Origin of the sequence: Paraburkholderia kirstenboschensis (genome assembly GCF_904848585.1) — a bacterium.
GTDB classification, from domain to species: Bacteria; Pseudomonadota; Gammaproteobacteria; order Burkholderiales; family Burkholderiaceae; genus Paraburkholderia; species Paraburkholderia kirstenboschensis.
Map to the genome: position 1 here is coordinate 30,221 of NZ_CAJHCR010000016.1, position 24,992 is coordinate 55,212.

The 24,992-nt window shown below is 62.7% G+C and carries 24 protein-coding genes; 14 read left to right on the top strand and 10 right to left on the bottom strand.

The window, feature by feature from the left end; all coding sequences use genetic code 11:
* Positions 1-105: 105 nt before the first annotated feature.
* The gene (locus JMY24_RS29355; protein WP_128595889.1) at positions 106-1,230 is read left to right on the top strand and encodes a DUF748 domain-containing protein; all 1,125 of its coding nucleotides are present in this window, start codon (positions 106-108) and stop codon (positions 1,228-1,230) included.
* Positions 1,231-1,363: 133 nt separating this feature from the next.
* Here JMY24_RS29355 and JMY24_RS29360 read toward each other — a convergent pair whose 3' ends face one another.
* The 3 genes from JMY24_RS29360 to JMY24_RS29370 are packed head-to-tail and all read right to left on the bottom strand — an operon-like array spanning position 1,364 to position 4,133.
* Positions 1,364-1,987 (bottom strand): HAD family hydrolase, encoded by a 624-nt coding sequence (locus JMY24_RS29360; protein ID WP_128595890.1) that lies wholly within the window; start codon positions 1,985-1,987, stop codon positions 1,364-1,366.
* A 48-nt stretch (positions 1,988-2,035) separates the two neighbouring features.
* The gene (locus tag JMY24_RS29365; RefSeq protein WP_201703396.1) at positions 2,036-3,850 is read right to left on the bottom strand and encodes an aminopeptidase P family protein; all 1,815 of its coding nucleotides are present in this window, start codon (positions 3,848-3,850) and stop codon (positions 2,036-2,038) included.
* Between the two features lie 19 nt (positions 3,851-3,869).
* The gene (locus JMY24_RS29370) at positions 3,870-4,133 is read right to left on the bottom strand and encodes a hypothetical protein (RefSeq protein WP_128595891.1); all 264 of its coding nucleotides are present in this window, start codon (positions 4,131-4,133) and stop codon (positions 3,870-3,872) included.
* Positions 4,134-4,334: 201 nt separating this feature from the next.
* On the opposite strand from JMY24_RS29370, the gene JMY24_RS29375 reads away from it, so the two are divergent.
* The 7 genes from JMY24_RS29375 (at position 4,335) to JMY24_RS29405 (ending at position 10,566) form a co-directional block, all read left to right on the top strand.
* Positions 4,335-5,045: a response regulator transcription factor gene (locus JMY24_RS29375; protein ID WP_128587798.1), complete on the top strand. Its 711-nt coding sequence runs from the start codon at positions 4,335-4,337 to the stop codon at positions 5,043-5,045.
* A 65-nt stretch (positions 5,046-5,110) separates the two neighbouring features.
* Complete coding sequence (hemA, locus tag JMY24_RS29380; protein ID WP_201703397.1) at positions 5,111-6,397, top strand: glutamyl-tRNA reductase; 1,287 nt, start codon at positions 5,111-5,113, stop codon at positions 6,395-6,397.
* A 119-nt stretch (positions 6,398-6,516) separates the two neighbouring features.
* Positions 6,517-7,599 (top strand): peptide chain release factor 1, encoded by a 1,083-nt coding sequence (prfA, locus tag JMY24_RS29385; RefSeq protein WP_128587803.1) that lies wholly within the window; start codon positions 6,517-6,519, stop codon positions 7,597-7,599.
* A gap of 6 nt (positions 7,600-7,605) precedes the next feature.
* Positions 7,606-8,475 carry a peptide chain release factor N(5)-glutamine methyltransferase gene (prmC, locus tag JMY24_RS29390; RefSeq protein WP_128595892.1) on the top strand — a complete coding sequence of 290 codons (870 nt, stop codon included), beginning with the start codon at positions 7,606-7,608 and terminating at the stop codon, positions 8,473-8,475.
* A gap of 138 nt (positions 8,476-8,613) precedes the next feature.
* A complete protein-coding gene (gene grxD, locus JMY24_RS29395) occupies positions 8,614-8,925 on the top strand; it encodes a Grx4 family monothiol glutaredoxin (protein WP_006052757.1) in 312 nt (103 codons plus the stop codon).
* Between the two features lie 40 nt (positions 8,926-8,965).
* Entirely contained in the window at positions 8,966-9,565 is a 600-nt protein-coding gene (locus JMY24_RS29400; protein WP_201703398.1) for a UbiX family flavin prenyltransferase, read from the top strand.
* A 215-nt stretch (positions 9,566-9,780) separates the two neighbouring features.
* Positions 9,781-10,566: a DODA-type extradiol aromatic ring-opening family dioxygenase gene (locus JMY24_RS29405; protein ID WP_201703399.1), complete on the top strand. Its 786-nt coding sequence runs from the start codon at positions 9,781-9,783 to the stop codon at positions 10,564-10,566.
* A gap of 121 nt (positions 10,567-10,687) precedes the next feature.
* On the opposite strand, the gene JMY24_RS29410 is transcribed toward JMY24_RS29405, so the two are convergent.
* On the bottom strand, positions 10,688-12,283 hold the full coding sequence (locus JMY24_RS29410; RefSeq protein WP_128595893.1) for an APC family permease: 1,596 nt from the start codon (positions 12,281-12,283) through the stop codon (positions 10,688-10,690).
* A 429-nt stretch (positions 12,284-12,712) separates the two neighbouring features.
* Here JMY24_RS29410 and JMY24_RS29415 point away from each other — a divergent pair, with 429 nt between their 5' ends.
* Positions 12,713-12,916 (top strand): cold-shock protein, encoded by a 204-nt coding sequence (locus tag JMY24_RS29415; protein WP_007180251.1) that lies wholly within the window; start codon positions 12,713-12,715, stop codon positions 12,914-12,916.
* 114 nt (positions 12,917-13,030) lie between these two features.
* Here the strand turns inward: JMY24_RS29415 and JMY24_RS29420 are convergent, their stop codons facing one another.
* A complete protein-coding gene (locus tag JMY24_RS29420) occupies positions 13,031-14,281 on the bottom strand; it encodes an Hsp70 family protein (protein ID WP_128595894.1) in 1,251 nt (416 codons plus the stop codon).
* Between the two features lie 262 nt (positions 14,282-14,543).
* Between JMY24_RS29420 and JMY24_RS29425 the strand changes: the two genes are divergently transcribed.
* Entirely contained in the window at positions 14,544-16,019 is a 1,476-nt protein-coding gene (locus JMY24_RS29425; protein ID WP_128595895.1) for an MFS transporter, read from the top strand.
* Positions 16,020-16,089: 70 nt separating this feature from the next.
* Here the strand turns inward: JMY24_RS29425 and JMY24_RS29430 are convergent, their stop codons facing one another.
* The gene (locus JMY24_RS29430) at positions 16,090-16,683 is read right to left on the bottom strand and encodes a nitroreductase family protein (protein WP_193425174.1); all 594 of its coding nucleotides are present in this window, start codon (positions 16,681-16,683) and stop codon (positions 16,090-16,092) included.
* A 166-nt stretch (positions 16,684-16,849) separates the two neighbouring features.
* Positions 16,850-18,133, bottom strand: a complete 1,284-nt coding sequence (locus JMY24_RS29435) for an MFS transporter (protein WP_128595897.1) — start codon at positions 18,131-18,133, stop codon at positions 16,850-16,852.
* 152 nt (positions 18,134-18,285) lie between these two features.
* Between JMY24_RS29435 and JMY24_RS29440 the strand changes: the two genes are divergently transcribed.
* Together JMY24_RS29440 and JMY24_RS29445 are read left to right on the top strand one after the other, a co-directional pair.
* Positions 18,286-18,972, top strand: a complete 687-nt coding sequence (locus JMY24_RS29440; protein WP_128595898.1) for a TetR/AcrR family transcriptional regulator — start codon at positions 18,286-18,288, stop codon at positions 18,970-18,972.
* Positions 18,973-19,165: 193 nt separating this feature from the next.
* Positions 19,166-19,720 (top strand): DUF1415 domain-containing protein, encoded by a 555-nt coding sequence (locus tag JMY24_RS29445; RefSeq protein WP_128595899.1) that lies wholly within the window; start codon positions 19,166-19,168, stop codon positions 19,718-19,720.
* A gap of 1 nt (position 19,721) precedes the next feature.
* On the opposite strand, the gene JMY24_RS29450 is transcribed toward JMY24_RS29445, so the two are convergent.
* Positions 19,722-20,564 (bottom strand): class I SAM-dependent methyltransferase, encoded by an 843-nt coding sequence (locus JMY24_RS29450; RefSeq protein WP_128595900.1) that lies wholly within the window; start codon positions 20,562-20,564, stop codon positions 19,722-19,724.
* Positions 20,565-20,948: 384 nt separating this feature from the next.
* Between JMY24_RS29450 and JMY24_RS29455 the strand changes: the two genes are divergently transcribed.
* The gene (locus tag JMY24_RS29455; protein WP_013589753.1) at positions 20,949-21,269 is read left to right on the top strand and encodes a type II toxin-antitoxin system HicA family toxin; all 321 of its coding nucleotides are present in this window, start codon (positions 20,949-20,951) and stop codon (positions 21,267-21,269) included.
* A gap of 115 nt (positions 21,270-21,384) precedes the next feature.
* Here the strand turns inward: JMY24_RS29455 and JMY24_RS29460 are convergent, their stop codons facing one another.
* Positions 21,385-21,594, bottom strand: coding sequence for a DUF1059 domain-containing protein (locus JMY24_RS29460; RefSeq protein ID WP_128591236.1), 210 nt, complete (start codon positions 21,592-21,594; stop codon positions 21,385-21,387).
* An 832-nt stretch (positions 21,595-22,426) separates the two neighbouring features.
* On the opposite strand from JMY24_RS29460, the gene JMY24_RS29465 reads away from it, so the two are divergent.
* Entirely contained in the window at positions 22,427-23,722 is a 1,296-nt protein-coding gene (locus JMY24_RS29465) for a TIGR03862 family flavoprotein (protein ID WP_128595901.1), read from the top strand.
* Positions 23,723-23,754: 32 nt separating this feature from the next.
* Here JMY24_RS29465 and JMY24_RS29470 read toward each other — a convergent pair whose 3' ends face one another.
* Positions 23,755-24,882 carry a methyltransferase gene (locus tag JMY24_RS29470; protein ID WP_128595902.1) on the bottom strand — a complete coding sequence of 376 codons (1,128 nt, stop codon included), beginning with the start codon at positions 24,880-24,882 and terminating at the stop codon, positions 23,755-23,757.
* Between the last annotated feature and the right edge of the window lie 110 nt (positions 24,883-24,992).

Consider the following 24,992-nt stretch of genomic DNA (forward strand, 5'->3'; position numbering starts at 1 on the left):
ACAGCCATTGCTTCCCTGGGCGTGCTACGTGTCGTTTCGCGCAACGCGTCACGACGCGCGCATCCGTGACAGCCACGCCGCGCACACGGCGACGAGGAGGCAAGCATGGCAATGTCGAAGGGCCAACGCTGGATCGTTGCCGTGGGCAGCGTGCTCGTCGTGCTCGTCGTCATTGCGCTCGGCGGGCTGCAATACGCGCAGCATGAAGTGAAAGAGCGCGTGGTAACGGCGCTCGGTCCGCTGGGCAGCGCGCAAAGCATCGACGTCGGCCTGACCTCGGTCCATCTCACCAACGTACGGTTGAAGGCGCCGCCGGGCTGGCCGGCCGGCGATCCATTGAGAGCCGACGAAATCATTCTCACGCCGGACATCCGCGACCTGCTTGCGCGGCGCATGCATGTTCGCAGTGTCGTCGTACGCGGTTTCGATATTGCGGTGCTGCGCACCCAAACCGGCACGATCCGCCTGCTGCCAAATTTGCGACAGTCGGTCAGCAACGCCAACGACGAGGCGAGCGGTGCCGCCGCGCACTCCACGCCGCGCGAAAAACAGGTCGATCACATCAGCCTGGAGCAGGGTCGCTTCCATTTCTACGACATGACCGTCGGTCCGCCCGCCTACAAGGTGACGGTGAGCAACGCAAATGCGACGGTCGACAACGTTCATCTGCCGGCCCTCACCGAGCCGACCAACGTTAATGTCCGCGGCTCGATCAAAGGGCCGTCGCACACGGGCACGGTCACATTTGGCGGATGGATCAAGATCGCCAGCAAGGATTCGCAAACGACAAGCACACTGCGCGGCGTCGACGTCGTGATGCTCGATCCTTATCTCGTGAAGAAAGCCGGGGCCGAGGCGCGAGTGACGGGCGGCACGGTTGATCTGAGCATCGAGTCGTCGGTGCGCAACTATCAGCTGCATGCGCCGGGCACGATCACGGTACACCAGCTGCAACTCGCGGACACCGGCAGTCCGCTCGATACGTTCATGTCCATTCCGACGAAAGCCGCGGTCGCCGCACTGAAGGCCCGCAACGGCGACATCACGCTGCACTTCGTGCTGGACGGCAACTTACGCGATCCGAAATTCTCAGTACAGGAAGGCTTGACGACTCGCATCGCCGCAGGCTTCGCGAAAGCGCTGGGCGTCAGTGTGGAAGGCGTGGCGAAAGGCGCGGGAGAAACCGTGAAGGGATTGGGTAACGCTTTGAAGAATTTGCTCGGGCAGTAGACTTCGCGCAAGAAGAAGCGCGGTACTGGTGAGGGCCGAAGCTGAGACCGAGACCGACGCCCGCGCGACTCGCGGCGGCAAAACCGCTAACGCAAACCGCGTACTGCCTGGAGCGCGAGCGGCACCTACCTCGTCAGACCGGCAAACCCAGTTCGCGCAGTTTCGCTTCTGTTTGGGGGGCGTTCGTGTGATGCACGCTATGCCAGCCGAGTGCGGTGGCGGCTGCGGCGTTCTTCGGGTTGTCGTCGATAAACACTAATTCGCCCGGCTCGACGCCAGGCAGTTGCGCGTCGATCCGCTCGCGCATTGCCGCAAAAATCGCCGGATCGGGTTTCACCAGCCCCACGCGACCGGAGACGACAATGTCTCGAAAGCGCCGCAGCACCGGGTAGTGCTCCCACGCATACGGAAAGGTCTCAGCCGACCAGTTCGTCAGACCGAAAAGCGGGACCGCCGCGGCTTCGAGCTTTTCCATGATCGCCACGCCGTCTTCCAGCACGCCGGCCACCATCTCGTGCCAGCGCTCATAGAACGCGCGGATCAGCGCTTCGTGATCGGGAAACCGGGCGACGAGTTCTTCCGTCGCCTCGACGATCGGCTGGCCGCCGTCCTGACGAATCACCCAATCCATCGAGCAGACGTGTGTCAGGAACCAGCGTCGCTCGGCTTCGTCCGGAATCAGTTGCCGGTAAAGATATTCGGGACTCCAGTCGATCAGCACGCCGCCGAAATCGAACACGACTGCCTTGATGGCCATGCGCTCTCCGTAGCTATGCGGTTGCGGTTGCGGTTGCGGTTGCGGCCCTTACACCGGCTGCGTGCGCAGCTCGAGCCACGCCTTCGCGTCACCGGAAACATGCGGCGACAGACGCGCGCGCACCGTCTCGTGATAGTCGTTCAGCCACGCGCGCTCGTCGTCGCGCAACAGCGACAGGTCGAGACAACGCGTGTCGATCGGGCAAAGCGTCAGCGTCTCGAACTTGAGGAAGTCGCCGAATTCCGTCTGGCCGGCGGGCACGTTCAGCACGAGGTTCTCGATGCGCACACCCCACTTGCCCGGCCGATAAATGCCCGGTTCGACCGAGGTGATCATGCCTTCTTCCATCGCCGTCCACGATTCGGCAGGCGCGTAGTGCGAGATCACCTGCGGGCCTTCGTGCACGTTCAGGAAATAGCCGACGCCATGACCGGTGCCGTGACCGTAATCGGCGCCCGCTTCCCAGATCGGCGCGCGAGCGATTGCGTCGAGCATCGGCGAACGGATGCCGCGCGGAAACCTGGCGCGCGACAACGCCATGGTGCCTTTGAGCACGATCGTGAAATCGCGCCGCTGTGCGTCGCTGACGGTGCCGATCGGCACGACCCGCGTGATGTCGGTCGTGCCGCTCAGATACTGCGCGCCGGAGTCGATCAGCAACAGGCCGTTGCCTTCGATCACCGCATGCGACTCGTTGGTGGCGCGATAGTGTGGCATCGCACCGTTCCCGTTGAAGCCGGCAATGGTCGCAAAGCTAAGCGACACGAAGCCGGGACGACGCGCGCGCGCCGCGGTCAGACGTTCGTCGATAGTGAGCTCGGTGATCGTCTCACGGCCCAGTGCGCCTTCGAACCACGCGAAGAATTCCGCGAGCGCGGCGCCGTCCTGCTCCATGGTTTCGCGCACGTGCCTGGCCTCTGCCTCGGTCTTGCGCGACTTGAAGAACGTGGACGGGTTGACTGCCTCGACTACTTTTACCGTCGACGGCACCGATTGCAGCGAGCCATATGTAATGCGGCGCGGATCGATTAGCAGCGTGCTGCCGCCGGGCAGCGCAGCGAGTGCCTCGGCGGCTTTCGCATACGGCTCGACGCTGACGCCGTCGCGTGCAAGTGCCTCGGCGAGCGCCTGCGGCACCTTGCCGTCGGCAATGAAAAGCGACGCTCGGTTTTCGCCGATCAGAGCGTGGGCCACGAAGACCGGGTTATAGCTGACGTCGGCGCCGCGCAGATTCAGCAGCCACGCGAGGTCGTCGAGCGTGGAAATGAAGTGCCATTGCGCGCCCTTCTCCGCCATTGCCCGGCGGACCTGCGCAAGCTTTTCCGAACGCGCGACGCTTGCATGCGGCGCCGCGTGCTCGAACACCGCTGCAGCCGGCAGCGACGGACGCTGCGGCCAGATCGCGTCGAACAGATCGACGTCGGTGCGCAGCTTCACTCCGCGCGCCGTGAGCGCCTGGGTCAGGGCCCGCGCTGCCGCCACGCCGAGCACGGCGCCGTCCACACCGACCGCGCCGCCGGGCGCGACATTCTGCGCGAGCCATTCGAAATGCGGCGCGGTTTGCTGACCGCCCGTCATTTTCATGAGCTGAACGCCGGTGCCGGCCAGTTGCGCGTTGGCCTGCTCCCAATAGCGGCTGTCCGTCCAGACGCCCGCGAAGTCTGCGGTGACGACGAGCGTGCCCGCCGAGCCGGTGAACCCGGAAAGCCATTCCCGCCCCTGCCAACGCCCAGGCAGATATTCGGACAAATGCGGATCCGCCGACGGCACCAGGTAAGCAGCGACGCCTTCGCGCGCCATCGCGCTGCGCAAGGTGGCGAGCCGTTCGGGGATGGGAGAGGTATGGGGAAGTCGGGCATTCATGGAAGTCACCTGCAAATATTCATCGACGGGAAAGCAAGCCGACCGTCACGGCGACGGCGATCATGGCGACGGCCGTGCAAACAGGCCATTCGAGCGTCTCACCGTCATGGAAAAGGCCAATTACATAGCCGGCCATACGCGCGACGCTCGCGCCCACTATCCCGGCAAGTACCGCCACCCACAAGCGGGCGCGGCTCGAGCGGTTCAAGCGGCGCAGCGGATGCAACCACCACCCCGCGAAACCGATTGCTGCTCCCAGCACTACGATTCCGGGCCAGCCCATTAGCGGCCGGTCTCGCGCAGTTTCGGATTTGTCTCATGGGCGCGAGGCTCGACGACAGCTAGCATTTTTGTCTCTTTCTTAAAAAAATCAGCACGGCGCTTTCCGCACAGCGGTTGAGTTTAGGGGTCGGGGTGACGTTAGGCAAGCTGTAGGCCTTACGGAAAAGCCTGGTTCCCGGCCGTCGTCGAGCTCAACGCGCCCATGCGAATCGCCCTTATCGAGCCGGATACGAGTCACGCCAAACTGGTCACACGGCTTGTTTTCGCCGGCGGCCACGTGTGTCAGCACTTCACGACCAGCGCCCCCTTCCTCGAACAGGCCGCAGATCAGTTCTTCGATCTGCTGATCACCGAAAACTGGGCCGGCGATCATTCAGCCGAAGACGTAATCGCGCACGCCCGCGCGATCCTGCCAAGCCTGCCGGTTATCGTGTTGATGACGGAGCCGCGCGAAAGTCAGATCGTCGCCGTGCTCCACGCGGGCGCCGACGACTGCGTGACCAAACCGGTCCGTGGGCCCGAGACGCTCGCGCGAGTAGACGCGCTGCTGCGACGCGCGGGACTGCGCCGGCCGCCCAATCGCCGGCACGACGTGATTCGCGGCTATGAGTTTGATACCGCGAACTTCGCCGTCACGTTCCGTCACCGCACGGTTACGCTGACGCCGAAGGAATTCCGTTTCGCGCTGCTGCTGTTCTCCAATCTGTCGAGGCCCGTGTCGCGGGCGCACATCCTCGAAACCGTGTGGGCGCGCCGCCGCGACGTAAAGTCGCGCACCGTAGACACGCATGCGTCGCGCGTACGGTCGAAGCTGGAACTGCGCCCGGAACTCGGCTATTCGCTGACACCGCTGTACGGCTACGGCTATCAACTGGACGCATTCCCGCCGGAAGCAGTTGCCACGCCCGGCTGACCGCGCGTCACAATGTAAGAATCGTGAAAACGCTATAATATCGAGCTAAACCATAGCTCCCCAGAATGCAGCTCCTAACGATCGGAATCAATCACCACACTGCGCCTGTCGCCTTGCGCGAACGCGTGGCGTTTCCGCTCGAACAGATCAAGCCTGCATTGGACACTTTCAAAAGCGTCTGGCTCGGAGCCACGGCCCGCACGGCGCCTGAAGCGGCAATTCTGTCCACCTGCAATCGTACCGAACTCTACTGCGCGACCGACGACCAGGCCGTGCGCGAAGCTGCGATCCAGTGGCTGTCCCGTTACCACAACCTGCCCATCGAGGAACTCGCGCCGCACGTCTACGCGCTGCCGCAGTCCGAAGCCGTGCGCCACGCGTTTCGGGTCGCTTCGGGCCTTGATTCAATGGTGCTGGGTGAGACGCAAATCGTCGGACAAATGAAGGACGCCGTTCGCACGGCATCTGAAGCCGGCGCGCTCGGCACCTATCTGAACCAGTTGTTCCAGCGCACGTTCGCCGTCGCGAAGGAAGTGCGCAGCACGACCGAAATCGGCGCGCAGTCCGTTTCCATGGCCGCAGCCGCCGTCCGGCTAGCGCAGCGCATCTTCGACAAGGTGTCGAACCAGCGCGTGTTGTTTATCGGCGCCGGCGAAATGATCGAGTTGTGTGCCACGCACTTTGCCGCGCAGCAACCGCGCGAACTCGTGGTCGCCAACCGCACGGCTGAGCGCGGCACGCGGCTCGCCGAGCGCTTCAACGGCCGCGCCATTCCGTTGTCCGACCTGCCGACTCGCATGCACGAGTTTGACATCATCGTGTCGTGCACGGCTTCCACGTTGCCGATCATCGGTCTCGGCGCAGTGGAGCGCGCGGTGAAAGCGCGCCGCCATCGGCCTATTTTCATGGTCGATCTGGCGGTTCCGCGCGACATCGAACCGGAAGTCGGCAAGCTGGAAGACGTGTTCCTATATACCGTCGACGACCTCGGCGCAATCGTCCGCGAAGGCAATGCGTCGCGGCAGGCCGCGGTTGCGCAGGCCGAAGCGATCATCGAAACGCGCGTGCAGAATTTCATGCAGTGGCTCGAGGCGCGCAGCATCGTGCCGGTGATCCGTCATATGCATACGCAAGCCGACGTGCTGCGCCGCGCCGAAGTCGAACGCGCGCAAAAAATGCTCGCGCGTGGTGACGATCCGGCCGCGGTGCTGGAGGCGCTGTCGCAATCGCTCACCAACAAGCTGATCCACGGTCCGACCCACGCGCTGAACCGCGCGAGCGGCGAGAACCGCGACACGCTCATCGAGTTGATGAGCGGGTTCTACAAGCACTCCGGCTCCACCGAGCGTTAGCGGCGCGCACGCCGCCTGTCCGCGCCACCCGCAAGTGGCCCGCGACGTGCTTCTGCCCCGGGCATCCGCCCACTTCCCTAGTTGTCGTCCCTGCCGGAGCCCGCTCCGATACCCGCCTGATGAAAACGAGCATGCAACGCAAGCTCGACCAGCTGACTACCCGGCTGGCCGAACTTAACGACCTGTTGAGCCGAGAGGACATCACAGCGAACCTCGACCAGTATCGCAAGCTCACGCGCGAACACGCCGAGCTAGGGCCGGTTGTCGAGCAATACGCGCTCTGGCGCCAGGCCATGCACGACGCTGCCACCGCACAGGAACTGCTGTCGGATGCTTCCATGCGCGAGTTCGCCGAAGAGGAAATTCGCGCGGCCCGCGAGCGGATGGAACAACTCGGCGGCGAATTGCAGAAAATGCTGCTGCCGAAAGACCCGAACGACGACCGCAACATCTTCCTCGAAATTCGCGCGGGGACGGGCGGCGACGAGTCCGCGCTTTTCGCCGGCGATCTTTTGCGTATGTATCTGCGTTATGCCGAGCGTAATCGCTGGCAGGTCGAAATGATGTCGGCAAGCGAATCGGACCTGGGCGGTTATAAAGAAGTGATCGTGCGAATCGCTGGCGAAGCCGCCTATTCGAAGCTCAAGTTCGAGTCCGGCGGCCACCGCGTTCAGCGGGTGCCGGCAACGGAAACGCAGGGCCGCATTCATACGTCCGCGTGTACGGTGGCCGTGATGCCCGAGGCGGACGAAATCGGCGAGGTCGAAATCAATCCGGCGGATCTGCGCATCGACACGTTCCGCGCGTCCGGCGCCGGCGGTCAGCACATCAACAAGACGGATTCCGCCGTGCGCGTTACGCATTTGCCGACGGGGATCGTCGTCGAATGTCAGGACGACCGCTCACAGCACAAGAACAAAGACCGCGCACTGAAAGTGCTGGCGGCCCGCATCAAGGACAAGCAGTCGCACGAGCAGCAGGCAAAGGAAGCCGCCACCCGGAAGAGCCTGATCGGCTCCGGCGATCGCTCCGAGCGGATTCGCACCTACAACTTCCCGCAAGGACGTCTGACAGACCATCGGATCAATCTGACGCTGTATCGCCTCGACGCGATCATGGACGGTGACCTCGACGAACTGATCGGTGCACTCGTCAGCGAGCATCAGGCCGAGCTGCTCGCCTCGCTCGGCGACGCGGACTAAGCACCCATGACGTCGAACGCGCCAGCCGATCGCGACAGTGCGGCCACGCCCGCCGCGCTGTTGCGCGCCTCGCCGCTTCCGCCGCTGGAAGCGCGGATTCTGCTCACGCATGTGCTCGGCTGGCGGCAAACGCAATTGATCACGCGCGCCGACGAAGCGCTCGATAGCGCATCTGTTCAGCGCTTTCTGGCATTGCAAGCGCGTCGCGTAGCGGGCGAGCCGGTGGCGCAACTCGTCGGCATCCGCGAATTTTTCGGGCTTGAATTCGAGGTCACGCCGGATGTGCTGATTCCCCGTCCCGAAACCGAATTGCTGGTCGAAACGGCACTCATCGCGATGGAAAACCTCGCACGCCCGCGCGTGCTCGATCTCGGCACCGGCACAGGCGCGATTGCGGTGGCGATCGCGTCGATGCGTCCCGACGCACAAGTCAGCGCGCTCGACCGTTCGGCGGAGGCACTCGCCGTCGCCGCGCGCAACGCCGCTCGTCTGCTCGATCCGCAACGGCCAGGCGGCGCCGTGACATTCGCACAAAGCGACTGGTACGACTCGCTCGACGCGTCACTTCGGTTTGACGTGATAGTCAGCAATCCGCCGTATATCGCGAGCGGCGACCCCCATCTGTCGCAGGGCGATCTGCGCTATGAACCGCGCGGCGCGCTCACCGACGAAGCCGACGGCCTCAGCGCGATCCGTGCGATCGTCGCTGGCGCGCCTCGTCGTCTCGCCGCGAACGGCGTACTGTGGATGGAGCACGGCTACGATCAGGCTGAAGCCGTGCGCGCGCTTCTGGTCGCGCAAGGTTTCACGCAGGTCCAATCGGAGCGCGATCTTGCAGGCATCGAGCGGATCAGCGGCGGGCGGCTCGCTGACTGACGAAGCCTGGCCTCAGCCGCCAGAGCCGTTGCAATAGCCGCGACGAGCAAATGGACAAAGCGGCCGTCGGCTGGCGCAAGCGAAATCCGCTATCATTTCAGCCTATTCCCTACACATACCGGAACCGCAAGGTCAGTCATGGATACGCAACAACGCATCAAGCAAATCGTCGACGAAAACAACGTCGTGCTCTTCATGAAGGGCAGCGCCCAGTTCCCGATGTGCGGCTTTTCGGGCCGCGCGATCCAGATTCTGAAGGCATGCAACGTCAACGAATTCAAGACGGTCAACGTGCTCGAAGACGATGAAGTCCGTCAGGGCATCAAGCAGTTCTCGAACTGGCCGACCATTCCGCAGCTTTACGTGAAGGGCGAATTCGTCGGCGGCTCGGACATCATGATGGAAATGTACGAATCAGGCGAATTGCAGCAACTGTTTGCCGCAGCCTGAACGTCTACTTCAAAGCTGCTCTGAGAAGGCGCCGCGAGCCATGGAAACACGCGCTGCGGCGCCCCGCCGGCTGATTGTCGCGATCACCGGCGCGACGGGCGCGATTTACGGCGTCCGCCTGCTGCAGACGCTGCGCAAGCTGGGCGGTGTTGAAAGCCATCTGCTGATTTCCAGCGCCGGGTGGCTCAACGTTCAGCACGAACTCAAACTGGGCAAGCAAGACGTCCATCCGCTCGCCGATGTGGTCCACTCGGTGCGCGACGTCGGCGCGAGCATCGCGTCCGGCTCTTTCGCGACGGACGGCATGGTCGTCGCGCCGTGCTCGATGAAAACGCTCGCGAGCGTCGCGCACGGCCTCTCCGACAATCTGATCGCCCGTGCCGCCGACGTCACCCTCAAGGAGCGCCGCCGGCTCGTGCTGCTCGTGCGCGAAACGCCGTTCAATCTCGCGCATTTGCGCAATATGACGGCGGTCACCGAAATGGGCGGCGTGATTTTTCCGCCCTTGCCTGCTTTCTACAACCAGCCCGCCACCATCGACGAGATGGTCGATCACACGGTCGCCCGCGTGCTCGATCTGTTCGCGCTCGGGCCCGCCTTGTCGCCTGCTTGGGCGGGACTGCGCGGCGCTGACGAGTAATTCCCGGCAAGCTTCGCGTACGGACAGGCGGCAGGCAGGTTTTCCAGGCTCCCCAAGACGCGCTTGCCGGAGCGACGGCCCGCAGCGCTTGCTGCCGATGATTGCCAACGACTGGAAGACAATCAAATCCCGTTTGAGCCGTTTATCAAACAACGGTGCGGCTCTATATTGGCAGTAACCGAACTTCCGAGCGCGCCTCGCGGCGCCCCGCTGCCATGAACCGCTTACCGTCGCTTTTCCTTTCCCACGGCGCGCCGACGTTGCCAATCGACCCGTCGCTGCCGTCCGCTGAATTTGGCGTGCTGAGCTCGCAATTGGCGCGTCCTGAGGCCGTGTTGATGTTGTCAGCCCACTGGGGCACGACGCAGCCGGTCGCGAGCACGTCGACAGAACCGGAAACCATCCACGACTTTTACGGGTTTCCGCGCCAGCTGTACGAAATTCAGTACCCGGCGCCGGGCGCGCCCGATCTGGCGCGACGTGCGGCCGTTTTGCTCAGCGATAACGGCATTCACGCCGACGCTCAGCCGCACGGGCTCGACCACGGCGCATGGGTGCCGATGCTGCTGATGTTCCCCGACGCCGATGTGCCCGTCGCACAACTGTCAATCCAGCCGCAACTCGACGCGGAGCATCATTTTCGCGTCGGCCGCGCGTTGCGATCGCTGAGGGACCAAGGCGTATTGGTGATCGGCTCCGGGCAGATCACGCACAATCTGCGCGCCGCTGATTTCTCCGCGCGACCCGAGGATGCCGACCCGCGCGTCGCCGAGTTCACCGACTGGTTTGAAGCGAAGCTCGCTGCGCATGACATCGACGCGTTGCTCGACTACCGCCGTCAGGCGCCGCACGCCGTGCTGATGCATCCGACCGACGAGCACCTCCTGCCGGTATTCGCGGCGCTCGGTGCGGCCGACGACGATTATTCGCTGACGATTCAATCGCTCGGCACGTACCAGCGCTCGCTTGCGATGACGAATTACGTGTTTGGGACCGCCTGAGCGGCGACACGGCCGCTCGCGTCGCAAGACCTGACCGCTGCAAAACGAAAAACCCGCCTGAGCAGAACTCAGGCGGGTTTTTTTGCGTCACGTCGGACCTTGCACGGTCCGGGCAGCATTCTTAATGCGCGCCTATTCCCTCGAGAACTTCGTCGTGCGTCTGACGCTCTTCCAGGTACTCCGACCGGTAGCCGCTGTTCACGCCCCAGTAATAGAACACGAGCGAGAACGCAATCACGACCAGCATATCCCAGCCGTACGGCAGGATGCCGTGGCCGCCGAACTCCTTGCTGCCGATCAGCGACAGAGTCGCCATCACCGGCAGATACGCGACCAGCCACCATGCCGCCTTCAGATCGCGGCCCCAGCCAGCGAAGCCAGACTTCGCCTGGAAGTAGAAGTACACGGGCAGCGCGACGACCATCAACAGGATGATCTCGCCGGTCAGCGGCCATTTGGCCCAGTACAGAATCAGCGACGCGCACACGAACGCGAACGGTGCGATCACCCGCATGCCCGGGATATGCAACGGGCGCTCGAGGTCGGTCGCCGCGCGGCGCAGCGCCATCAGGCTGATCGGGCCGGTCAGGTACGAAATCACGGTCGCAACGGAAATCACCGCCGCGAGCGAACTCCAGCCGCGGAAGAAAAACAGGAAGATGAACGAGACCAGCAGGTTGAACCACATCGCCGGCCGCGGCACGCCGTAGAACGGATGCACGTTGCCGAAAATCTTCGGCATGGTGTTGTTGCGCTCCATCGCGTAGATCATGCGCGTGGTGGTCGCCATGTAGGTCGTGCCGGTGCCGCTCGGGCTGACGAACGCGTCGACGTACAGCAGAATGGCCAGCCAGTTCAGATTCAGCGCGATCGCCAGTTCCGCGAACGGCGAAGCGAAGTTGAAGTGGCTCCAGCCCTTCATTACGTCGCCAGGGCTCACCGCGCCGATATACGCGATCTGCAGCAGCACGTAGATCACCAGCGCGAGCAGAATCGAGCCGATCACCGCGAACGGCACGCTCTTCGCCGGATTGCGCGCTTCACCGGCGAGGTTGATCGGGCTCTGGAAACCGTTGAACGCGAACACGATGCCGCTCGTCGCGACCGCGGTCAGCACAGACGACCAGCCGTACGGCGCGAACGTGCTTGCTTCACCAAAGTTTTCCTTGTGAAAGCCGGTCAGCATCAGGCCGAGAATCGTCGCGCCCGGAATCAGAAACTTGAAGATCGTGATCGCCGAGTTGGCACGCGCGAAGAGTTTCACGCCCCAGTAGTTCAGCAGGAAGTAAATGATCACGAGGGCCGCCGAGAGCAGCAGCCCGTTCGTAGTTAATGAGCCATCGACGAATAGCGCGTGCGCCCAGTCGTACGGCCACGTGCTCATGTATTGAATGGATGCCTCCGCTTCAATCGGAATCACCGAAACGATCGCGATCCAGTTGGCCCACGCGCTAATGAAACCGACCAGCGCCCCGTGCGAATACCGCGCGTAACGCACCATGCCGCCGGACTCCGGGAACATGGCGCCGAGTTCGGCGTAGGTCAGTGCGATAGCGAGAATCACGACAGCGCCGATAATCCATGCGCAGATCGACGCCGGGCCCGCGATTTTCGCGGCCTTCCAGGCGCCGAACAGCCAGCCGGAGCCGATGATCGAACCCAGGCCGGTCAGCATGAGTGCGAACGGCCCGATGTTCCGTTGTATAGAACTTTTCACGTCTTCTCCTGTTTCAGAACCATGTCGGCACCCCATGACCGGCGCTCGTGGCGCTGAAAACGGGTGACACGCATGTATGCGCGACGGTTATCCAACGGGTGCAACCGGCGCGGGCGCGTAGTTTAACGGTTGCACCCGGCGCCTGCAGCGAATTTAAGGGTTCTCCCTAGCAAAAAAGACACCCGTCCAGCAAGCTTTGTAAGCAACTTTTCATCGCGCTATCGCGAATTTTTGTAAAGTTGTCGGCGGAGTGTTGACCTTCTCTCGAAATCGCCGTATAACGTTCGGGCAGGATTTCAAGCGGCGAGTGAATTGGTCTTTCGTAGTTCGCCCATCAACGGTACTCCGGTTGGTCCCATTACCCCCTTCCTTGATTTTCATGCACCCATTGGGCTTCGGCCTTATTTACCATCTTTAGGAACAAGTAATATGGAAACCGGTACCGTCAAGTGGTTCAATGACGCAAAGGGCTTCGGCTTTATCACGCCTGACGGCGGCGGCGAAGATCTGTTCGCGCATTTCTCGGAAATTCGCACGGAAGGCTTCAAGACGCTGCAAGAGAACCAAAAGGTTACGTTTGAAGTGAAGACGGGCCCGAAGGGCAAGCAAGCTGCTAACATCAAGCCGGTGTAAGCGCTACGCTGCTTCCTTCTGGACGCGAAAAACCCCGCCAAGGCGGGGTTTTTTTATATTGGTCGGCTTTGCAAACGGTGATTATCTTCGCAGTATGCGAGCAGTGACTCGCGGTTATGCGAACACGCGTTGCGCGTGAATACCAAGTCCAGTTGCGACACTCGCAAGACGATCGCCGAATACTGCTTCTGCATCCGGAAATGCCTGCGCCAATGCGCCGGATAGAAACGCGAGCCCGGTCGAGCCGCCCGTGAAGTAAATCGCGCTCACGTCGCGAGTCGAAACACCGGCGGCCTGCACCGTATCGCGCGCGGCCGCTACGATACGGCGCGTTTCGTCCTGACCCGCTTCGATAAGCTGCGCCTCGTCGAATGCGAGACGCAGATCGTCTTCCACTTCGTCCAGGTCGATCACGGTTTCGCCGCCCGCCGCGACGCCGATCTTCGCTTCTTCCGCATGGGCCGCGAGCGCGTGCCCAAGGCGCCGCTCCACCACGCGCATCAGACGGTCATGGTGCTTGACCTCGGTGAACAGGTGCCGCATGAGCCCCAGTTCGCTGACGCGCTTCGGCGCATAAACGGTGTTGATCAGATGCCAGGTCGCGAGATCGAAATAGACGCGGTTCGGAATCTCGCGGCCTTCCGGATCTAGCGTCTGATAGCCGAGTTCGCGCAGAATCGTCGTCAACTCGACGCGGCGGTCGAAGTCCGTGCCCGCGACGTGCACGCCGTGGTGAGCGAGCACATCGTCCTTGCGCTCGACACGCTTCATTCGGTCGGGGCCGACGCGCACCAGCGAAAAGTCCGAGGTACCGCCGCCGATGTCGGCCACCAGCACCAGCCCTTCTCGCGTGAGACGCGATTCGTAGTCGAATGCGGCGGCGATCGGCTCAAACTGGAAGTGAATGTCCCGCAAACCGACCGCGCGCGCCGCCGTTTCTAGCTGTTTCTGCGCCATCTGATCGGCGCGCGGATCGTCGTCGACGAAGAAAACCGGGCGGCCCAACACCGCGCGATCAATCGGCGCCCCGACGCTTTTTTCCGCAGAGCGCTTCAGATGGTCGAGGAAAATCGCGATCACGTCTGTGTACTTGATCGCGGAGCCGTCGCCGAGATCCGTCGAGTTGTCGGCGAGCGGCGAGCCCAGGATGCTTTTCATCGAGCGCATCAGCCGGCCGTCGAAACCGTCGATGTACGCCGCGAGCGCCGCACGCCCGAACTCGCGGGTGTCTTCGTCGGTATTGAAGAAAACCGACGTAGGCAGCGTCGTATAGGCGCCTTCGACCGGCGCGAGCCTGAGCGCCGTGCCGTCGGGAACGGCTACGGCCGAGTTGGAAGTACCGAAGTCAATCGCGCAATAGTTCATGGCAGGAATCGCCGCTAACGGCTGGCGCGGACAGGAAGGGGGAGCGGCTTTGTATCACGAAAGCCGGACCAGCATCAACTTGCCAATAGAACCACAACCCGGAGTTGGCGGAATACAAATTGCTGACTCCTGCTGCTTGGTTGCCGAACTCAGGCGCCGGACTCAGGCGCCAAACTCAGGCGCCACACTTAGTTGCTAGCTCAACCCTTAACTCACCGGCAAGTGTAGCCACTAAATATCGCCACTATGGAGACCCCAAGCAATGAGCGCGCCGCCTCTCGCTGATGTCGAGCGCAAAACCGCAGGGACCATCGAAACGGATTTGCCGTCGCGGCTCGACCGGCTGCCTTGGGGGCGCTTTCACACGCTGATCGTCCTCGCGCTAGGCGTGACATGGCTGCTCGACGGACTCGAAGTGACGCTTGCCGGGGCTGTCGCGAGCGCGCTCAAGGCGAGCCCGGCGCTGCGTTTCACCAACGCGGACGTGGGTCTCGCCGGCAGCGCTTACATCGCCGGCGCCGTACTTGGCGCGCTCGGGTTCGGCTGGCTCACGGACCGGCTAGGACGTCGCAAGCTGTTTTTCATCACGCTCGCGTTGTATCTTGCCGCGACCGCCGCGACCGCGGTTTCGTGGAATCTCGCCAGCTTCCTGCTGTTCCGTTTTTTGACGGGCGCGGGCATTGGCGGCGAATACACCGCGATCAATTCGACGATTCAGGAATTCACGCCGCCTCGCGTGCGCGGCTGGGTCGATCTGGCGATCAACGGCACCTTCTGGATCGGCGCGGGGCTCGGCGCGGCGGGCTCGCTTATTCTGCTCGATCCTCATATAGTGCCGGGCGACTGGGGCTGGCGTGCGTGCTTTTTCATCGGCGCGGCGCTCGCGCTGATCGTGCTGCCAATGCGTATATGGGTCCCCGAAAGCCCGCGCTGGCTGCTCACACACGGCAACGAGCGAGACGCGCACGCGATCGTCGACGGAATCGAAACGCGCTTTCGCAACGAGGGCCACACGCTCTCCACGCACGGCCTCGCGCGTCTGCGTCTGCGCGCGCGCGGACACACGCCGTTGCGCGAGGTGTTTCACACTTTGTTCAATGTGCACCGGCGGCGAGCGCTGGTCGGCCTGTCGCTGATGACCGCGCAGGCGTTCTTCTACAACGCGATCTTTTTCACCTATGCGCTGGTGCTGACGGATTTTTACGGCGTGCCGGGCGACCACATAGGCTGGTACTTGCTGCCGTTCGCGCTCGGCAACTTTCTCGGACCGTTGCTTCTTGGCCGGCTGTTCGACGTAATCGGCCGACGCAAGATGATCGCGTCGACCTACGCTATTTCGGCGATTTTGCTGACAATCAGCGGCTACCTGTTCGAGCAGCACATGCTGACGGTCGTCACGCAGACGATCGCGTGGATGGTGATTTTCTTTTTCGCGTCGGCCGCGGCAAGTTCGGCCTATCTGACGGTCAGCGAATCGTTTCCGCTGGAGATCCGCGCGCTCGCAATCGCCGTGTTCTATGCGTTCGGCACGGCGCTCGGCGGGATTGCCGGGCCGGCGTTCTTCGGACGGCTGATCGACACGCATCAACGCAGCGAAGTGTTCTCGGGCTACCTGGTCGGGTCGGCGCTGATGCTCGCGGCGGCCATAATCGCGGCGGTGTGGGGCGTGGACGCGGAGCGCAAATCTCTCGAACACGTGGCGGCGCCGCTTTCGAGCGTAACCGACGACGCGCCGTAGACCCGCTCACGACAAAACGCGCGGTCTGCGCCGCGCGTTCCTGTAAAACGATTGACGCTCGGAGCCCCGCTCAGAACGCCTTCTTCCAGCCGCCGCCGTAGGCGATTTCCGCAATCGGCAGACGCTGCCGCACCGACTTTTCGCGTTCGCGCAAAACCGGATCGAGTTTCTCGACATCGCCGAAATGGCCCAGCGAAATGAAGGCGATCGGTTCGACGTCGTTCGGCAAGTCGAAAGCCTTGCGGAACGCGTTCGGGTCGAAGCCACTCATCTGATGCGCGGCCAGGCCGAGCGCGTGCGCCTGCAATACGAGCGCCATGGCGGCCGCGCCTGCGTCGTATTGAGCACAGCGGTTCACCTCGCCCTTGCTGGTGCGCGTAAGTGTAGTAACGGCGATCAACACGGGGGCGGGCGCGTTCCAGGCCTGGTTGAACGGCACGAGGGTGGCGAACGCCTGCTTGAACGCGACTTCATCGACGCTGCGGTCGAACACAAGAAAACGCCACGGTTGAGCGTTATACGACGAAGGCGCCCAGCGTGCCGCTTCCAGCACAGCGTGCAGGTTCTCGCGGCTCACCGGCTCGCTCGAATATGCGCGCGGGCTCCAGCGACCGGCAATCAGCTCGTGAATGGCAACTGCGGAAGGGGCGGGTTTGTGGGTCATGCGCTTCTCTCGGTAGAAATTCATGATCGCGGGCGGCTGCCCGAGGGTCACATAGCATAACCGGGGTTCGGCGCGCGCGCTGCATGAAGCGAGCGGATAGATTTTCCGTAGCGTGGAAAGACGCGGGCGCGCCGTCGCGCGGCCCAGCGTCGTTCCGTGTGGCGCTCTAGACCGCCTGCGGCTGCGGCGCCCTGGCCGGCCGATTGATCCGCAACACGATGAAGGCGGCCACGAGGCACAGACCGCCGGAAATCATCGACGCCACGGTATAGGTGCCAAGGCTCGCGCGCAGCATGCCAGCGCCGAGCGCCGCGAACGCAGCGCCGAGTTGATGCCCGGCGACCACCCAGCCAAACACCACGGGAGCCGCCTCCTTGCCGTAGACGTCAGTCGCGAGACGCACGGTCGGCGGGACGGTCGCAATCCAGTCGAGCCCGTAGAACACGGCGAAGAGCGGCAAACCGAAAAAGTCGATGCCGAAGGCGTGCGGCAGATACATCAGCGACAAGCCGCGCAGCCCGTAGTACCAGAACAGCAACACGCGGCTGTTGAAGCGATCGGACAGCCAGCCGGAGAGCGTCGTGCCGAACAGATCGAAGATACCCATCGCGGCGAGCAGCGACGCGCCCTGCACTTCCGACATGCCGTAATCGCCGCACATCGCGATGAGGTGCGTGCCGACATAGCCGTTCGTGCTCGCCCCGCAAATGAAAAAGCTGAAGAACAGCAGCCAGAAATCGCGTGTTTTGCTCGCCATGGCGAGTGTGCCGAAGGCGATCGCAAGCGGATTCTGTTTTGTCGCCGTCGCGGCCACCGGCGCGTCGTGCGGCTCGCCGTAAGGGCGCAACGCTACATCCGACGGCCGCTCAGGCAGCAGGAACGCAACCAGCGGCAGCACGATCGCCGCAGCCGCCGCGACGACCCAGACCACCTGGCGCCAGCCGTAGTGCTCGACGATAGCCGCGAGCATCGGCAGGAACACGAGTTGGCCAGTCGCGGAACTTGCGGTCAGAATCCCCATGACGAGCCCGCGATGCGTGGTGAACCAGCGCGTCACGACGGTCGCCGACAACGACAGCGCTGCCACGCCCGTCGAACCGCCAACCATCACGCCCCAGATCAGGATCATCTGCCAAGGGTGCGTCATCAGCGACGACAAGGCGACGCCCGCCGCCATGGTGCCGAGCGCGATGAGCAGCGTGGGGCGCACGCCGAAACGCTGCATCGCCGCTGCCGCAAACGGCCCCATCAGCCCGTATAGGGCGATGTTCACGGAGATTGCCAGCGAAATGGTGCCGCGGCTCCAGCCGAATTGATGCTCGAGCGGCACCATCATCACGCTCGGCGTAGCGCGCGTGCCCGCCGCCGCCAAAAGCACCAGAAACACCACGGCCACGGTCAACCACCCGTAATGAAAACGCCTGCCTATCAGTCTCGCTGCCCAGTTCATCGGCTCTCCTATCGGCGTGGTTCGACTCGCCCCGCCGTTCGCATTATTACGGTTTCGGTAAAGGACTTGTGACAGATCAGTCACAATTGGTGTTGCGATATTAGTTACCGGTCGGTAACATGTCAAGGCGTCAATCGAATTCGGGGGCACCTATGTCTGAAAGCGAAACCTCCAAGCGAGGCTCTGCGGCGGGGAGTTCGACGTCGGCTAATTCGCCTGCTTCGTCCCCCTCGCGGCGAGCGCGCGGTGGCCACACAAGCGGGCCGGAGGCACAGCAACACCTGCTGCGCGCGGCGGATGACCTGTTCTACCGTGAGGGCGTGCGGGCGGTCGGCGTGGATGCGGTCGTCGAGCGCGCCGGCGTCAACAAGATGAGCCTGTACCGCCAGTTCTCGTCGAAAGACGACCTGGTGATGGCTTATCTGGAGCGCAAAGACGCTCAGTTCTTCGGCTACGTCGAGAAGAGCTTCGCGAAACACTCTGGAGAGCCGGCAAAGCAGCTTCAGCAATATTTCGACGATCTCGCCGCGCGGGCGTCGCTGGAAGGCTATCGCGGCTGTCCGTTTGTGAACGTCGCGGTGGAGTTCCCCGATACCGCGCATCCTGCCCGGCTATTCGTGTTCCGAAACAAGGAGCGGTTGCTGGCGCGCCTGACGGAGCTGGCAAGCGCCGCGGGCGCCGACGATCCCGAGATGCTCGCCGGCGCGCTGGCTTTGCTGATCGAGGGCGTGTATGCGGCTAGCCAGACCTATCGCGCGGGATCGAGCCCGGTGCTCGCGGCGCCGAAAGCCGCCGCGCAGCTGATCGCCGCGGCGTGTGGGGGGAAATCGGGGCGTTAAGGGGTAACGGGTTGGGTTTGGCTTGGGTTTGGCTTGGGTTTGGCTTCGCTTGCGGCTTTTTTTGCGGTTTTTTTGCGGCTTCGTTGTCCCGTTTCCTTCTGCCGCTTCTTTTTGCGGTTGTGCTTGAGGTAGTTGCGCACTGGCCTGCCGCACGCGCCGTTAAAATGGCTTTTTGCCCTTTTCGCAGCCTGCCATGCCGTTGTCCTCCGAATCGCACGACGCTGTCGTGGCCGCCACCCGTCACTGGCTGACCGAAGCCGTGATCGGGCTCAATCTGTGTCCGTTCGCCAAGGCCGTCCATGTGAAGGGACAAATCCGCTACGCGGTCAGCAATGCGACCGATCTGGAAGGCGTACTAGCCGATCTTGAAACCGAGCTCAACCTCCTCACCGCCGCAGATCCCGCCGCGGTGGACACCACGCTATTAATCCTGCCTCAGGCGCTGGAAGATTTTCTGCAGTATAACGACGCACTGTTCTTCGCAGAAAGAATGCTCAAGCAGCTTCGCCTGACAGGCATTATCCAGATTGCCAGCTTTCATCCTTTTTATCAGTTTGAAGGCACTGAGCCGGACGATATCGAGAATTACACCAATCGCGCGCCTTATCCGATTTTTCATTTACTCAGAGAAGACAGTATTGAACGCGCGGTTCAGGCATTTCCCGATGCCGAAGCAATTTATGAACGAAATCAGGAAACGCTTCGGCGGATAGGACTCGTCGGCTGGAATCAATTAATGAAAACCTGATTCACGCGGAGACGAAAAATCTCTCTTTCAGCTCCTCGATACCGAGCGTTTGCATGACCTCGTTGAGCCGCTCGGCCGGGCGCCGCCGCGGCAAGTCCTTGAATTGTGCGATGATCAGCTCGTTTTTCATCGAATGTTCCCAGCCCACGAGTTCGGTTACGCTGACCTGATAACCGTGCGCCTCCAACTGGAGGCAGCGCAGCACATTGGTAATCTGGCTGCCGAATTCCCGGGTATGCAATGGATGCCGCCAGATTTCCGTCAACGCACTGGCGAGCGATTTACTTTTGTTTTGACGTAAAACACCTGCCACCTCCGCCTGACAGCACGGCACGACCACGATGTACTTTGCGCTCTTTTCGAGAGCGAAGCGAATCGCGTCGTCCGTTGCGGTATTGCAGGCGTGCAGCGCGGTGACGATATCGATCCGGGCCGGCAAGCGGTCGGACGTAATCGATTCCGCTACCGACAAATTCACGAACGACATGCCCTTGAAGCCGAGGCGCGCCGCCAGTTCCTCCGACCTCGTGACGAGCTCCTCGCGCGTTTCGATGCCGTAAATGTGCGACGCCCCACCTGCGACATCCTGAAACTCCTTGAAGAACAGGTCATAAAGGATAAAACCTAGATATGACTTGCCCGCGCCGTGATCGACGAGGGTGACCGCCCCCTGCTGGTCCTTCAGATCCTTGAGGAGCGGCTCGATGAACTGGAACAGATGGTAGACCTGCTTGAGCTTGCGGCGGCTATCCTGGTTCATCTTGCCGTCGCGCGTCAGGATGTGAAGCTCCTTGAGCAATTCGATGGACTGGTTCGGGCGAATTTCGTGGGTTTTGCTGGACATCGTGGGGGACCGTCGTCGATTGCAACGCGAACGTGCGTCAGGTGACGGAAAAAGGAAGAAGTTGCTGCCAGTTTACCCAAACCGCGGCCCGCTCACCGAAGAGCCGCGAAAAACTGCAGGAAGTGCCGCAATCCTGGAACACTTCCTGCTCGCAAAGGCACGACGCGGGACGTTTCTCGTGCGGCGCAGAACCGTTTAGCGCCGCACGAGTCCCAAAAGCGGAAGCCGTGGTACCTATAACAATAAGCTGTCGGTCGTGGTCACGAACACACGGCCCGGATGCAAGTGGGGAAGGCGGCTCAGTGATACGAGCCGAACGTTACGTCACCGGCAGCGCGCCGCGATTTCAATTGAACGTGCGCCCGGATAATAGAAGAGGCAGCAATGGATACGGTACCCAACGGAAACGTCGAACAGAAGTTCCAGGAGATGATGGCGAAGCTCACCGCCATGCCCGCCTGGTCCGAAAAGCAGCAACTCGAACTGGAGATGGCCCGCGACATCTCCACCGAAATGCTTCGCCTCGCGGAAGTGATGCGGGACGGGAGTGTCGACATGGAAACGTGTTTGACGCTGCTCAAGTACGCGAAAGTGCTCGACTTCGTGATGACCACGCTGGCTTCACGGCGCGATATCAAACCGCAAACGCTGCGGGTCATCTTCAAGCTTGCAGGCCTCAAGGTAGACGAGGCTTATCCGAGCTGAGGTGCGGCGAGGAATCGCGCACATATCGAACCACGCCGCGACTCGCGCGAGCGGCCTCCCGCCGCTCGCTTCCCCCGCGAGTCACCGCGGCGGCTCCTTTTCCAAAACGCTCAAATCAGGCGCGCGGCGCTTCCACCGGCGGCGTGCCTTCATGGAAGAGCGTCCTCAATTGCTGGCGCAGTTCAGGCGAATCGTCGTGTTTGTGCACGCTGACGGCATGTTGCACGGCTGCGTTGAGCAGCTCGTCTTCGTTATCGGCCGAGATCGCAACCGTGCAATTCGTTTCGCTCGGGAACTCGCGGCAGTCGATATATTTGCGGGTCATGGCAGTCTCCTTGATCGATATGTGTGAACATCCACGCTGGCACAAGGCGCAAACCGAAGCTCACCGATCCCGATGCCACGGCGTGCGGCGTCTGGACAACGCGGTCGCTCGTATTGACGCGGGAATGACGCGAATGCGCCCAATGGAATGTGTCCAAAAATTATAGTTGGCGATGCTGACTAACGAAGCGATGGACCGGACAAGCTTGGGAGCTAGCGCGCCTGAATGTAGAGTTCTGACGCCCGATTAGCGGCGGGCGCGTTTGCTCCGTGCTGGATGCGGTGTGAGAATAGCGGGCTTCGTGGGGTGTGAGGGCTTGGGCGCTTTTCTTCGCGTTGGGCGTGTGGGCGTGTTCTGCGTCTTGGGCGTCTTGGGCGTCTTGGGCGTCTTGGGCGTCTTGGGCGTCTTGGGCGTCTTGGGCGTCTTGGGCGTTTGGGCGTTTGGGCGTTTGGGCGTTTGGGCGTTTGGGCGTTGGGCGTTGGGCGTTGGGCGTTTGGGCACTTGGGCGTTTGGGCGTTTGGGCACTTGGGCACTTGGGCACTTGGGCACTTGGGCACTTGGGCACTTGGGCACTTGGGCACTTGGGCATTCGGGCACTTGGGCACTTGGGCACTTGGGCACTTGGGCACTTGGGCACTTGGGCGCAACCGCCGCGTTCTGCCGCACCGGGCGCGTTCCTGCGCTCTGGCGCATTCAGCGTGTTCGACGCTCTGCTGCACCTCCAGGATCCGGCGCCCTCACAGCGCCGCTATAGCCGTCTTTCACACCCTTCGCGCCGTCCACGCACCATTGCTGCCGGCGCGCCGCCTCTTTAGCTCATCTGCAGGCCCGCATGTCATCTTCGTTCGATTCCGCCCGCGTCGCCGTCATCGGCGGCGGACCCGCTGGCCTGATGGCCGCCGAGGCGCTTTCCCTGCAAGACGTACAGGTCGACGTCCACGACGCGATGCCTTCGGTTGGCCGCAAATTCCTGATGGCCGGCAAAGGCGGCATGAACATCACGCATTCGGAGTCGCTCGAGCCGTTTCTCGATCGCTACGGCGCGCGCCGCGAATGGATTGCACCGCTGCTGGAGACGTTCGGGCCGGACGCGTTGCGCGCCTGGTTGCGAGAACTTGGGGTCGAGACGTTTGTCGGCAGCTCGGGACGCGTTTTCCCGGCCGACATGAAAGCGGCGCCGATGCTGCGCGCCTGGCTGCATCGACTGAGGGAAACGGGTGTGCGCTTCCACATGCGGCACAAATGGATCGGTTGGCAGACTGGAGAGGAGACCGCTGCTGACGCGCCCGCGCCGGCCCACCAGCCGCATACCCTTTTGTTCGCCACGCCGGACGACGAGCAGACCGTAACCTACGACGCCGTCGTGTTGGCGCTCGGTGGCGCAAGTTGGCCTCGCCTAGGATCGGACGCGGCCTGGGTGCCGTTGATCACGGCCCGCGACGTGCCCGTGCGCCCGTTGCAACCCGCAAACTGCGGCTTCGACGCGGACTGGAGTCCTTACCTGCGCGAGCGTTTCGCCGGTCAGCCGGTGAAATCCATCGCCATTTCACTCACCGATGTAGACGAAAAAGTCCACAATCGACAAGGTGAAATACTTTTGACAGAAACGGGCCTCGAAGGGAGTCTGATCTATGCGCTTTCGGCCGCGATTCGCGAGCGAATTCTGGCTGACGGCGAACTCACGATCACCCTGGATCTGGCGCCCGGCTTGCCTTTGGAGCGAGTGATATCGGAAGTCACGAGGCCGCGCGGCTCGCGATCGATATCGAGTCATCTGCAGGGAAGAGTTGGGATTAACGGTGTGAAACTGGCGTTATTGCACGAGATGCTGCCGAAGGACGTTTTCGCCGATGCCACGCGTCTCGCGCACGCCATTAAGGCGCTCCCGGTGAAACTCTTGCGCGCCCGACCGATTGCAGAAGCGATCAGCAGCGCGGGAGGCATTCCCTTCGAGGCGCTGGACGAGCATTTGATGATCGAGCACTTGCCCGGTGTTTTTTGCGCGGGCGAAATGCTCGATTGGGAAGCGCCGACAGGCGGTTATCTGCTGACTGCGTGCTTTGCGAGCGGTCTGGTCGCCGGGCGCGGCGCCGCAGCGTTTGTAGAGGCGCGCGGCGCGTTCCGGTAAAACGCGGGCCCCGCGCCCTGGCTCACAGCGCTTCAGGCGCGCGCCTTCAGCCGCCAGAGCGACGTAACTTCCGCCACCCGCGCTGCGTGCAACGGATCCGTCTCGTCGGTGGACTTTGGATGCCTCGGACGAATATCCTCGCGCCCGATCACAGTCAACCCGGCTTCGTCGATCGCGGCAAGCAGCCACTCGCGCGTGCGCAAGCCCAGATGCTCCGCGAAGTCCGACAGAATGAGCCAGCCTTCGCCGCCCGGCGACAAATGCTCGGCTAGGCCGTTGAGAAAGCCGAGCAGCATTCGGCTTTCCGGATCGTAGACCGCATACTCGATCGGCGATGCGGGCCGCGCCGGCAACCACGGCGGATTGCAAACCACCAGCGGCGCGCGTCCTTCAGGGAACAGGTCCGCTTGCACGACCTCGACCTGTTGTTCGTACCCGAGACGCGCGATGTTCTCCCGCGCGCAAGCAAGCGCTCGCGGGTCCTGGTCGGTGGCGACAATCTTCTTCACGCCGCGCTTTGCCAGCAACGCCGACAGCACGCCCGTGCCGGTGCCGATATCGAACGCCTTATTCAACGAAGGCAGCGGCGTCCGCGCGACGAGATCGACGTACTCACCGCGCACCGGCGAAAACACGCCGTAATAGGGATGAATGCGATCGCCGAGCGCAGGAATCTCGACGCCCTTTTTGCGCCACTCATGCGCGCCGATCAGTCCGAGCAGTTCGCGCAGCGACACGACCGACGCCTCATCGGTCGGCGGTCCATAGGTTTCGATGCACGCCTGTTGCACGTCGGGCGCGCGGCGCAGCGGAATTACGTAAGCGGCGTCGAGCGGAATCAGGATCATGCCGAGCGTACGCGCACGTTGTGACTGCGTCTGCCGGTGCAAGTTGAACGCCTCGAGCGGCGTTGCGCCCTGCTTGCGCGGCTTGCGTTCCAGACGTCGCGTCACCGCCTGCAACAGTTGCCGGGCGTTCTGGAAATCGCCGTTCCACAGAAGCGCGGTACCTTCGCACGCAAGCCGGTAGGCGGAGTCGGCGGTGGTCCGGTCATCGGCGACGATCACGCGTTTGGGCGGCGGCGCCGCCGCTTCTGAGCGCCAACGCGCGGTGCGAGGGCCGTCGGCTTCGGGCCAGGTGATGCTTGCAGGGCTGGTCATGATGAGGTGGGTCGTATTGCGGGAGCGACGCGGTAAGACGTGGCTTGGTGTGGCGGCGCTATGCGCCGATGTGCGCGCGGGCGGCGTGCATGAGAGCACAGCAGTGCCGG

Excerpts from the sequence above, each read along its gene's own strand:
- JMY24_RS29355 (WP_128595889.1), top strand. The coding sequence starts at position 106 with ATGGCAATGTCGAAGGGCCAACGCTGGATCGTTGCCGTGGGCAGCGTG.
- JMY24_RS29360 (WP_128595890.1), bottom strand. The coding sequence starts at position 1,987 with ATGGCCATCAAGGCAGTCGTGTTCGATTTCGGCGGCGTGCTGATCGAC.
- JMY24_RS29365 (WP_201703396.1), bottom strand. The coding sequence starts at position 3,850 with ATGAATGCCCGACTTCCCCATACCTCTCCCATCCCCGAACGGCTCGCC.
- JMY24_RS29370 (WP_128595891.1), bottom strand. The coding sequence starts at position 4,133 with ATGGGCTGGCCCGGAATCGTAGTGCTGGGAGCAGCAATCGGTTTCGCG.
- JMY24_RS29375 (WP_128587798.1), top strand. The coding sequence starts at position 4,335 with ATGCGAATCGCCCTTATCGAGCCGGATACGAGTCACGCCAAACTGGTC.
- hemA (WP_201703397.1), top strand. The coding sequence starts at position 5,111 with ATGCAGCTCCTAACGATCGGAATCAATCACCACACTGCGCCTGTCGCC.
- prfA (WP_128587803.1), top strand. The coding sequence starts at position 6,517 with ATGAAAACGAGCATGCAACGCAAGCTCGACCAGCTGACTACCCGGCTG.
- prmC (WP_128595892.1), top strand. The coding sequence starts at position 7,606 with ATGACGTCGAACGCGCCAGCCGATCGCGACAGTGCGGCCACGCCCGCC.
- grxD (WP_006052757.1), top strand. The coding sequence starts at position 8,614 with ATGGATACGCAACAACGCATCAAGCAAATCGTCGACGAAAACAACGTC.
- JMY24_RS29400 (WP_201703398.1), top strand. The coding sequence starts at position 8,966 with ATGGAAACACGCGCTGCGGCGCCCCGCCGGCTGATTGTCGCGATCACC.
- JMY24_RS29405 (WP_201703399.1), top strand. The coding sequence starts at position 9,781 with ATGAACCGCTTACCGTCGCTTTTCCTTTCCCACGGCGCGCCGACGTTG.
- JMY24_RS29415 (WP_007180251.1), top strand. The coding sequence starts at position 12,713 with ATGGAAACCGGTACCGTCAAGTGGTTCAATGACGCAAAGGGCTTCGGC.
- JMY24_RS29420 (WP_128595894.1), bottom strand. The coding sequence starts at position 14,281 with ATGAACTATTGCGCGATTGACTTCGGTACTTCCAACTCGGCCGTAGCC.
- JMY24_RS29425 (WP_128595895.1), top strand. The coding sequence starts at position 14,544 with ATGAGCGCGCCGCCTCTCGCTGATGTCGAGCGCAAAACCGCAGGGACC.
- JMY24_RS29430 (WP_193425174.1), bottom strand. The coding sequence starts at position 16,683 with ATGACCCACAAACCCGCCCCTTCCGCAGTTGCCATTCACGAGCTGATT.
- JMY24_RS29435 (WP_128595897.1), bottom strand. The coding sequence starts at position 18,133 with ATGAACTGGGCAGCGAGACTGATAGGCAGGCGTTTTCATTACGGGTGG.
- JMY24_RS29440 (WP_128595898.1), top strand. The coding sequence starts at position 18,286 with ATGTCTGAAAGCGAAACCTCCAAGCGAGGCTCTGCGGCGGGGAGTTCG.
- JMY24_RS29445 (WP_128595899.1), top strand. The coding sequence starts at position 19,166 with ATGCCGTTGTCCTCCGAATCGCACGACGCTGTCGTGGCCGCCACCCGT.
- JMY24_RS29450 (WP_128595900.1), bottom strand. The coding sequence starts at position 20,564 with ATGTCCAGCAAAACCCACGAAATTCGCCCGAACCAGTCCATCGAATTG.
- JMY24_RS29455 (WP_013589753.1), top strand. The coding sequence starts at position 20,949 with ATGGATACGGTACCCAACGGAAACGTCGAACAGAAGTTCCAGGAGATG.
- JMY24_RS29460 (WP_128591236.1), bottom strand. The coding sequence starts at position 21,594 with ATGACCCGCAAATATATCGACTGCCGCGAGTTCCCGAGCGAAACGAAT.
- JMY24_RS29465 (WP_128595901.1), top strand. The coding sequence starts at position 22,427 with ATGTCATCTTCGTTCGATTCCGCCCGCGTCGCCGTCATCGGCGGCGGA.
- JMY24_RS29470 (WP_128595902.1), bottom strand. The coding sequence starts at position 24,882 with ATGACCAGCCCTGCAAGCATCACCTGGCCCGAAGCCGACGGCCCTCGC.